Annotated in this window: 8 protein-coding genes; 5 read left to right on the top strand and 3 right to left on the bottom strand. The window is 62.5% G+C overall.

All coding sequences use genetic code 11. The features are described 5' to 3' along the window. Positions 1–21: 21 nt before the first annotated feature. Positions 22–702, top strand: a complete 681-nt coding sequence (locus ACFQ6H_RS04615; RefSeq protein ID WP_378644290.1) for a 3'-5' exonuclease — start codon at positions 22–24, stop codon at positions 700–702. Positions 703–733: 31 nt separating this feature from the next. Here ACFQ6H_RS04615 and ACFQ6H_RS04610 read toward each other — a convergent pair whose 3' ends face one another. Further along, positions 734–2,161 (bottom strand): amidase, encoded by a 1,428-nt coding sequence (locus ACFQ6H_RS04610; protein WP_378542667.1) that lies wholly within the window; start codon positions 2,159–2,161, stop codon positions 734–736. A 115-nt stretch (positions 2,162–2,276) separates the two neighbouring features. Further along, positions 2,277–3,143 carry a response regulator transcription factor gene (locus ACFQ6H_RS04605; protein ID WP_378542665.1) on the bottom strand — a complete coding sequence of 289 codons (867 nt, stop codon included), beginning with the start codon at positions 3,141–3,143 and terminating at the stop codon, positions 2,277–2,279. Positions 3,144–3,282: 139 nt separating this feature from the next. Here ACFQ6H_RS04605 and ACFQ6H_RS04600 point away from each other — a divergent pair, with 139 nt between their 5' ends. After that, positions 3,283–4,887 (top strand): acyl--CoA ligase family protein, encoded by a 1,605-nt coding sequence (locus ACFQ6H_RS04600; protein ID WP_378644284.1) that lies wholly within the window; start codon positions 3,283–3,285, stop codon positions 4,885–4,887. A gap of 15 nt (positions 4,888–4,902) precedes the next feature. Here ACFQ6H_RS04600 and ACFQ6H_RS04595 read toward each other — a convergent pair whose 3' ends face one another. Further along, positions 4,903–6,270: a cytochrome P450 gene (locus tag ACFQ6H_RS04595; RefSeq protein WP_378644282.1), complete on the bottom strand. Its 1,368-nt coding sequence runs from the start codon at positions 6,268–6,270 to the stop codon at positions 4,903–4,905. A 90-nt stretch (positions 6,271–6,360) separates the two neighbouring features. Between ACFQ6H_RS04595 and ACFQ6H_RS04590 the strand changes: the two genes are divergently transcribed. The 3 genes from ACFQ6H_RS04590 to ACFQ6H_RS04580 all read left to right on the top strand — a co-directional run bounded on the left by ACFQ6H_RS04590 (position 6,361) and on the right by ACFQ6H_RS04580 (position 9,063). Then, on the top strand, positions 6,361–6,981 hold the full coding sequence (locus ACFQ6H_RS04590; RefSeq protein ID WP_378531704.1) for a TetR/AcrR family transcriptional regulator: 621 nt from the start codon (positions 6,361–6,363) through the stop codon (positions 6,979–6,981). 72 nt (positions 6,982–7,053) lie between these two features. Next, positions 7,054–7,746 (top strand): TetR family transcriptional regulator, encoded by a 693-nt coding sequence (locus ACFQ6H_RS04585; RefSeq protein ID WP_378644280.1) that lies wholly within the window; start codon positions 7,054–7,056, stop codon positions 7,744–7,746. Between the two features lie 159 nt (positions 7,747–7,905). Then, positions 7,906–9,063, top strand: coding sequence for an acyl-CoA dehydrogenase (locus ACFQ6H_RS04580; protein WP_003939784.1), 1,158 nt, complete (start codon positions 7,906–7,908; stop codon positions 9,061–9,063). Positions 9,064–9,112: the final 49 nt, after the last annotated feature.

Raw genomic sequence — 9,112 nt, 5'->3', positions numbered from 1 at the left:
CACCGCACCGAAAGGCCCCCGATGAGTAGCTGGTCCGATCGCCCGATCTGCGCGTTCGACCTCGAAACCACGGGACGAGATCCGTCGACCGCTCGTATCGTCAGTGCCTGCGTCGCGGTGATCGACGGTTCGAGTGTCGAAACACGCACGTGGCTACTCGATCCCGGCGTCGACATCCCCGCCGGCGCCTCGGCCATTCACGGCATCAGCACCGAGTTCGCGGCGCAACACGGCCAGAACTACTCCGAGGGCTACGAAGAGATCCGTGAGGCCCTGCACAATTCCTGGGCACGCGATCACGCTGTCGTGGCGTTCAACGCCTCCTATGATCTGACGGTCATGCACGCCGAGGGTCTGCGCATCGGCAGGCCCGCCTTCGTTCCGGGGTTGGTCATCGATCCGTACGTGATCGATCGCGCCATGGACACCTTCCGCAAGGGCAAACGAACGCTCGCGGCCGTGTGCGAGCACTACGGGATTTCCCTCGAGTCGGCCCACGAGGCTGAGGCCGATGCCAAGGCAGCGGCTGCGTTGGCCCGCGAGCTGGCCGTGCGGTTCCCCGACATCCTGGGGCTCGATCTCATGGTCGATCAAGCCGATTGGCACGCCGAGCGCCAGCGTGATTTCGCCGAGTACCTACTCAGCCAGGGGAGGGACGTCGCAGATGTGAACGGCCAGTGGCCAATTCGCATCATCGCCTGACGCCCTCCCCTTGCTCGAACAACCGCGCGCGTTAGACAGGGACCGGCGGCCACACCGGCGCAATGGACCACGGACGGGCCGTTTCGAGCTGCGACGCAACCTGGATCAGCAAATCTTCGCGTCCGAACGCACCGACCAACTGAACGCCGATCGGCACACCGGCCGAGTCGTGCCCCATCGGCAAGGAAATCGCCGGCTGACCGGAACTGTTGAACGGACTGGTCAAACCGCTGTATCCGGCCGAGTGTTCCCAGATCGACATGGGATTTGCCGTATCGAGCAGACCGAGCGGAGCTGCCGGCCGAGCCATCGTCGGCGTCAGCAACAGATCGTGATCGACAAAGAACGCACCGATCACCTGGGCTGCCCGCTCGAGTTCCTGCAACGCCGTGACGACGTTCGTCGCACTTTCGGACTTCGCACGGTCGTAGATCATCCGGGCCATCGGCTCGAGGTCGTCGTCCCGGATTGCGCGGTTCAGGACCGCGAGTCGTTCGTCGACCTCGATCGTCATCGGAATACCCATCAACACCGAAAGCCCGGCAGTAAGCGCATCGAGGGGAAAGTTCGGGGCACTCTCGGTGACATCGTGACCGAGTTCTTCGAGCAGGCCGGCAACACTGGTTGTGACGGCCGCACATTCCGGATCAACCGGGGTACCGTCCGGCAGCGCGTTACTCAGACCAATCCGCAACCGTCCGGGATCCGCGCCCACTTCCTCGACGTACGGCCGCTTCGGCGCCAGAATCACGTAAGGATCGCCAACTGTCGGTCCGGCGGAGAGATCGAGAAGCAGCGCGGTGTCGCGGACACTTCGGGTGAGTGCGTGATGAACACTCATCGGCGACGAGAAGAGCGTGCGCGCCGGCGCCGTCGGAGTGCGTCCACGGCTTGGCTTGAGGCCTACCAAGCCGCATGCCGATGCGGGTATACGGATCGATCCACCACCGTCGCTGGCATGTCCGCCTGGCACGATTCCGACGGCAACAGCTACAGCCGTGCCACCCGAAGATCCGCCGGGCGAACGATCAAGTGCATACGGATTGCGGGTGGGTCCGAACAGCGCAGGTTCGGTACTGGCGTTCTTGCCGAACTCCGGGGTGTTCGTCTTGCCGATGACAACCAGACCAGCCTGACGGTAGCGCTCGACGAGCGTCGAATCTTCCTCTGCCACAGCGTCGGCGAACAATCGAGATCCATTGGTGCTCGGCAATCCTGCGACGTCCATGCCGAGGTCTTTGATCACAAACGGGACGCCGTGCAGTGGACCTTCCGGCAGACCGCCTGATACCTCGTTGCGCGCTTCCTCTCGACGCTCACTGATCACTGCGTTGACTGCCGGGTTGCGCTCGTCGAGCCTGTCCAGGCTGAACTCGAGGACTTCCTTGGCGGAGACGTCGCCGCTCTTGATTGCTTCGGCCAGGCCGGTCATGTCGTTGTTGTCGAACAAATCCTGCATCGATGCCCTCATCACTCGTGTAGAACTCTGCCGATAGTGAGGTCCGTCATATCAACCGGGGCGGCGACGCAGTTCCGAAATTCCGCTTGGCGGGACCGATCAGAGAATCAAGCCCTCACAGAATCAAACCCTGCCGCCGCGCTTCCACGACCGCTTCATGACGACTGCGGACGTCGAGTTTTCCCATCAGATTCCGCATGTACGTCTTGATCGTTTCGACGCTCAAGGACAACCTCTCGGCGATCTCGGCATTTCGTAGTCCGAGGGCGACGTACCCCATCACCTCCCGCTCGCGTGGTGACAGGACAACGGCGTTCGCGGCTGGAGTGTTCGCGGAGGGAATCGGCGAGGCCAATGCCCGAAGCTTTGCCTCGACGGCGTGGACCTGCGCGCTGAGAGTCGTGTCCTCGAGGTTCGCCGCGATCTCGCCGAGCGCCAGTACGCTCTCGGTCAATCCCTCGGAGATCTGGGCGTCGCGGTTCGAACCATGTTCCACCGCAGCGGTATCGAGCATCGCCACGCGCCGATCCACTTCGTCGCGGATCTCGAATTCGCGGGCCAACGCGTACGACGATCGCATCATCGTCTCGGCGATCACGTCGCCGATCGGCAGGTTGGCACGCAGTCCTCCGTAGATCGCTCCGCGAGTAACCCCGCGTACGACGATCGGGACTGCCATCAAGGATTCGATCGCTTCGGCGCCCACTTCGTAGTCGTAGTCGTGCGTGATGTGCGACGAGTTCGCGTAGTCCTGGACCGCGCCCGGTCGTTGTTCTGCGATCGCCCGGCCACCGAGTCCGCATTCGGCGTCGATTTGCAGGTTTCGCAGGATGTTGCTGCGAGTGCCCACGTGCCCGGTGATGGTGAGCGACCGGTCGCTGACACAACCGCCGAACAGAACCGGCAACTCGGTCCGGGGATGTAGTCGACGCAGCTCGGCGCGCAACGCGTCGTCGTCGCTCGGCCTCAATACCCTGCTCACACGCACCTCCCGGCATCCCACATACCCAATTCAGAGGGTAGCGGCACCTGTGACTGGGCAATAGCGTGCATCCAGACCATTTGTAGTGCCGATCACACTTATCGTGACACCAACCGTGCCACGTCGCCTCGGAGGAACCTTGTCTGTCCCGACAGCTGTTGCAGCCAACAACACCCCGCTCAGTCCGCTGCGCTTTCTCGAGCGCAGCGCTGCGGTGTTCCCCGATCGCACCGCCGTCGTACACGGCGACCGGACCTACTCGTACCGCGTCTTCGGAGACGAGGTCGCATCGCTGGCCCGCGTCCTGCGTGAACGCATTCAGCCCGGTGACCGCGTTGCATATCTGGCTCCGAACGTTCCCGAGATGCTGTTCGCGCATTTTGCCGTCCCACTCGCCGGCGGAGTCCTGATCGCCCTGAACTCACGCCTCGCCGGTCCCGAACTCGAGTACATTCTCGATCACTCGGGAACCACGATCCTGTTCGTCGACTCCGAATTCGTCGGTTCGGTCACCTCGTCCAAGACAAACGTGGCGAGCTTGCGCGAGATCATCGAGATCCCGGACTCCACCGTCCCGTATCCGGACGTTCCCGCCGGAATCGTCACCGGGCAATACGCCGATCTGATTGCCGAAGGCGAAGCACTCGCCGATCAGCCACTGCACTGGGGCGTCGACGACGAGCAACAGTGCATCGCCATCAACTACACCTCGGGCACCACCGGGAAGCCCAAGGGCGTCATGTACTCCCACCGCGGGGCGTACCTGAACTCGCTAGGCGAGACCTTTCACAACGGCTTCGACGGATCGACGAAGTATCTGTGGACACTGCCGATGTTCCACTGCAACGGGTGGTGCACGCCGTGGGCCGTCACTCAGGCAGCGGGCACACACATCTGCCTGCGTGCGGTCCGCGCCGACGCGATCTGGGACGCCATCGACAATCTGGGCGTGACGCATCTGTGCGGCGCCCCCACCGTCTGCTCGACCATCGCCGATGCCGAGCAGGCTCACAAGGTCGACGCCCTGCGCATCACCACCGCCGGCGCTCCCCCGTCGCCGACGATCATCGGAAAGCTCGAAGACATCGGCGTCACCGTCGTCCACGTGTACGGGCTCACCGAGGTCTACGGGCCGTACACGATCTGCGAGTACCAGGAGACTTGGGACGAGAAGCCTCAGTCCGAGCGTGCCGCACTTCTCTCCCGCCAGGGAGTCGGCATGGTGCAGGCCGAAAATGCTCGCGTTGTCGATGCCGAGATGAACGACGTTCCCGCCGACGGTCAGACGATGGGCGAGATCGTGCTCCGCGGCAACAACGTCATGCTCGGGTACTACCGAGACGAGGCCGCGACTGCCGAAGCATTTGCCGGTGGCTGGTTCCATTCCGGGGATCTCGGCGTCATGCATCCCGACGGTTACATCCAGCTCAAGGACCGCGCGAAGGACATCATCATCTCGGGCGGGGAGAACATCTCCACCGTCGAGGTGGAGCAGGCGATCATGAGCCACCCCGCCGTGATCGACGTTGCAGTCGTCGGCGTTCCGGACGAGAAGTGGGGTGAGCGGCCGAAAGCATTCGTGGTGCTGGGCAAGGGATTACAGGCTTCCGCAGACGACATCGTGGAGCACACCCGCGCCTTGCTTGCCGGATACAAGGTTCCCCGTGACATCGTCTTCCCCCTCGACCTTCCCCGCACCCCGACCGGCAAGGTCCTCAAGTTCGAACTGCGGGCGTCGAACTAGCTCGGCCGGAGGGGCTCAGCGCACCGGAGTGGGACGCCGACGCAGATCGACAGGTTGACCGTCGGAGGGGAACGGTAAGGACGTGAAGTCGAGCGGGGCGACGTAATCGGCGTCGACGTTCCAGTCGAAGCGCAGAAGGAGGTGATGCATGATTGCCTTGATCTCGGCGCCGGCGAAGTGCATTCCGAGACATTTGTGCACTCCACCGCCGAACGGCTCCCACGCGTACCGATGAACCTTGTCTTCGCGTCGGTTCTCGGCGAAGCGCTCGGGATCGAAACGCTCGGGATCAGGCCAGTACTGCGCCATGTGGTGCGTGAAGTGAGGGGCGACAGAAACATACGTTCCCGCCGGTACGAAGTGACCCCGTACTTGAGTGTCGCGGACCGCTCGCCGCGCCATAACCGGTACGGGAGAGACGAGTCGGAGGCATTCCTTCATCACCAGGTCAAGGCTGCTCAGGCCGTCGAGATCTGCATAGCTGGGCGTCGAGGTCCCCAGAGCGAGCGATTCTGTCCGGCACTTGTCCTGCCACGTGGGGTGCTGACCCAGGTATTGCATCATCGTGGAAAGGGTGATCGTCGAAGTATCGTGTGCGGCCATCAGGAGGAAAATCATGTGGTCGATCACTTCGTCGTCGCTGAAGCGTTGTCCCGCTTCGGATTCGATGTGACAGAGCACGGAGAACAGGTCATCGGTTTCGAGACTTCGACGCGCCGGCAGGTAACGACGAAAGAAGTCTTCCAGGACCCGGCGGCCGTCGAGCCCTCGCTTCCATCGCGTCCCCGGCACGGGGTAGCGAACCAGAGAGGTTGCTGCCTGGACACAATCGACGAAAGCCTTCTTCACCGAAGATATTTCGCTCTCGGTGCTTCCTTCCGCGCCGCCCATGAAAATGTCTGTGGCGAGATCGAGGGTCAACGTCTTCAGTGCCGTATAGGCACGGAATCCGTCAGCGGGAGACCATGCGTCGAGCGCCGAGTCGATTGCCGGGTTGAGAACGTCGACAGACTTCTCGAGCCGTGACCGAGTGAACGCCTGCTGCATGATTCGACGGTGTCGTAAATGTTCTTCGGAATCGAGCAACATCAGCCCACCGTGAAAGAAGGGACCGATCAGCACCGACCAGCCGTCGCTGTTGACGAAAGCCCGATCTTTGTTCTGCAGGACCTCCTGACATGCGTCAGGCCCGAGTACAGCGATCCATCGCCGACCGACCATGGAGAACCAGGACACCTCGCCGAATCGATCCCAGTTCTCCTGCATCAAGGCGAGTGGATCGCGAATGTATGCCAGCGCATGCCCGACCAGGGGCAGCCCGGAACGACCCGAAATCGGGTGCAAAGGTGAGTTCATCGGGGGACGAGCCAGGATCTTGGGCACTGTGACCTCTACTCTCGCTCAATCTGACAGTGTCTCCTGTCAGATTGATAGTAGTCTGCGTCACACTCATGCGTCTGTCAATATCGACCTATGACTCCCCCTACGCCGCGTCGATATGCCGGCCTGAGCAGCGACCAGCGCTCGGCGCTGCGGCGCGAAAGCTTGATGGAGGCAGGGATGGAACTCTTCGCGGCCTCAGGCAATCGCGGCGCCACGATGACCGCTATCTGCGCACAGGCCAAGTTGACGGAACGCTACTTTTACGAAAGTTTCTCCAGCAGAGACGAATTGCTGGAAAAGATCCTGGACGGGATTGCCGACGAGGTCCGCGACGCAGGTCTGGCCGCACTGCGAGCGAGCGACGGGACCCTCGAGCAACGCGTGCGAGATGCCATCGCGTCGTTTGTCACCATCCTCACCGAGGATCCCCGTAAAGGCCGTGTCGCAATGATCGAATCCGCTGCATACGAACCCCTGCGTACACACCGACGCGCAGTACTGCACGGCTTCGCTCAGATGGTCGCGGACGAAGCCACGCAAATGTACGGCGACCGAGCTTGGCCACCACGTCAAGGTCAGATCAACGGACTGCTCTTTGTGGGCGGCCTCGCCGAGTTGGTCACCGCATGGTTGAACGAGGAAATCGCTATCTCCCCCGAGGAGATCGTCGAGGCGGCAACCTACCAATTCACATCCACCGCACACCGTTGATACAGAACTGCCCGGCACCTCGATCCTGCCCGTCACACCGGGATGGTCCCCACAGGCGCAATACTTGTCCCCATGAGTGAACGCGCAGACTTGCCCGGAACTGACCCCGCACAGTTTCGGGTGCACGTCGCGTCTCAAGCGATCCGGTTGTTCTCGGAGAACGGGTACGAAGCCACCACCGTCGAGCAGATCGCCGCTGCAGCCGGTGTATCGCGTCGGACGTTCTTCCGGCAGTTCCGCTCCAAGGAAGACGTGATCTTCGCCGATCACGAATCCCTCCTCGAACACGTCGCCGAATTCCTTGCATCCGATTCCGCCGACCCCTGGGCGTCCGTGTGCGACGCAGCAGGACTCGTCTTCGATTTCTTCCGCCGGAACCGTGACCTGTCGATGCGGCGATACCGCGTCGTACAGCATGTCCCGGCCCTCCGCGATCGCGAGCTGGTCACCGGATTCCGCTACGAGCGCCTTTTCGTCGATTACCTCCGCAGCGCTGTTCCCCGCGAACCCGTCCTCGAGGTTGTCGGTTTTGCCGCAGCTGTCACCGCGTGCCACAACTACCTCTTGCGAAGCATGATCAAGGGCGACGAGGACGCCACAGCCGAAGCGCTGAGTCAGGCGCTTCTCGACGTTCGGCGGACGTATGGCGTGGCCCCCGGATCCAAGACCAGCACGCCAGAATCGAAGTCTGTGCTGGTAGTAGCGTTCGCCCCGGGCACTTCCCCCGAGGAGATCAGCAGAAAGATCCACGAACAACTCGGCTGACACTCCTCGTGCACCGAAACTTCACACGCCCATCCCTTGACCTGGCACTCAGTGCCGTGTTTGACTGGAGTCATTGGCACCGGTCTGTCCGCGAATCTCGCTGGTAACGCCGGAGCCGCACCGACCGCCTTCAAGCCACCTTCACCAAGGAGCGTTCCCATGGCAGGAAACCCGGATTTCAATCTCTTCGCGCTGAACGAAGAGCACGACGAACTGCGGGCTGCTATCCGCGGACTCTCCGAGAAGGAAATCGCGCCGTACGCCAAGGACGTCGACGAGAACGCACGGTTCCCCGAGGAAGCTCTCACCGCCCTCAACGCGTCGGGCTTCAACGCCATCCACGTCCCCGAGGCTTACGACGGCCAGGGCGCCGATTCCGTCGCCACCTGCATCGTCATCGAGGAAGTTGCCCGCGTCTGTGGCTCCTCCTCGCTGATCCCCGCCGTGAACAAGCTCGGCACCATGGGCCTGATCCTCAAGGGTTCCGAAGAGCTCAAGTCCAAGGTGCTCCCGGACCTCGTCAACGGCGGAATGGCGTCGTACGCACTGTCCGAGCGTGAAGCCGGATCCGACGCTGCCTCGATGCGTACCCGCGCCAAGGCTGACGGCGACGACTGGATCCTCAACGGCTCCAAGTGCTGGATCACCAACGGCGGCAAGTCCACCTGGTACACCGTCATGGCTGTCACCGATCCCGACAAGGGTGCCAACGGCATCTCCTCCTTCATGGTCCACAAGGACGACGAGGGCTTTGTCGTCGGACCGAAGGAAAAGAAGCTCGGCATCAAGGGCTCCCCCACCGCCGAGCTGTACTTCGAGAACTGCCGCATCCCCGGTGACCGCATCATCGGCGAACCGGGCACCGGCTTCAAGACGGCTCTCGAGACCCTCGACCACACGCGTCCCACCATCGGCGCACAGGCCGTCGGCCTGGCCCAGGGTGCACTCGACGCAGCACTGGCATACACCAAGGACCGCAAGCAGTTCGGCAAGTCCATCAGCGACTTCCAGGCTGTGCAGTTCATGCTCGCCGACATGGCGATGAAGGTCGAAGCCGCACGTCTGATGGTCTACACCTCCGCTGCTCGCGCCGAGCGTGGCGAGAAGAACCTCGGCTTCATCTCCGCTGCCGCCAAGTGCTTCGCTTCGGACGTTGCCATGGAGGTCACCACCGACGCAGTGCAGCTGTTCGGCGGCGCCGGCTACACCACCGACTTCCCTGTCGAGCGCATGATGCGCGACGCCAAGATCACGCAGATCTACGAGGGCACCAACCAGATTCAGCGCGTCGTGATGTCGCGTGCGCTGCTGAAGTAGGGCCTCCGGCCCTGTGCGCGGTTAGGCAGTCCATAGACTCCTTAACCGC

The sequence above is a fragment of the Rhodococcus sp. NPDC056506 genome, from assembly GCF_042794945.1.
Classification (GTDB): domain Bacteria; phylum Actinomycetota; class Actinomycetes; order Mycobacteriales; family Mycobacteriaceae; genus Rhodococcus_F.
The sequence above is the reverse complement of the archived record's forward strand: the minus strand, read 5'-3'. Positions and strand labels throughout refer to the sequence as shown.

Bases quoted from the DNA above. Each gene is read 5' to 3' on its own strand.
- ACFQ6H_RS04585 (WP_378644280.1), top strand. From the start codon at position 7,054: ATGAGTGAACGCGCAGACTTGCCCGGAACTGACCCCGCACAGTTTCGG.
- ACFQ6H_RS04580 (WP_003939784.1), top strand. From the start codon at position 7,906: ATGGCAGGAAACCCGGATTTCAATCTCTTCGCGCTGAACGAAGAGCAC.
- ACFQ6H_RS04615 (WP_378644290.1), top strand. From the start codon at position 22: ATGAGTAGCTGGTCCGATCGCCCGATCTGCGCGTTCGACCTCGAAACC.
- ACFQ6H_RS04590 (WP_378531704.1), top strand. From the start codon at position 6,361: ATGACTCCCCCTACGCCGCGTCGATATGCCGGCCTGAGCAGCGACCAG.
- ACFQ6H_RS04610 (WP_378542667.1), bottom strand. From the start codon at position 2,161: ATGCAGGATTTGTTCGACAACAACGACATGACCGGCCTGGCCGAAGCA.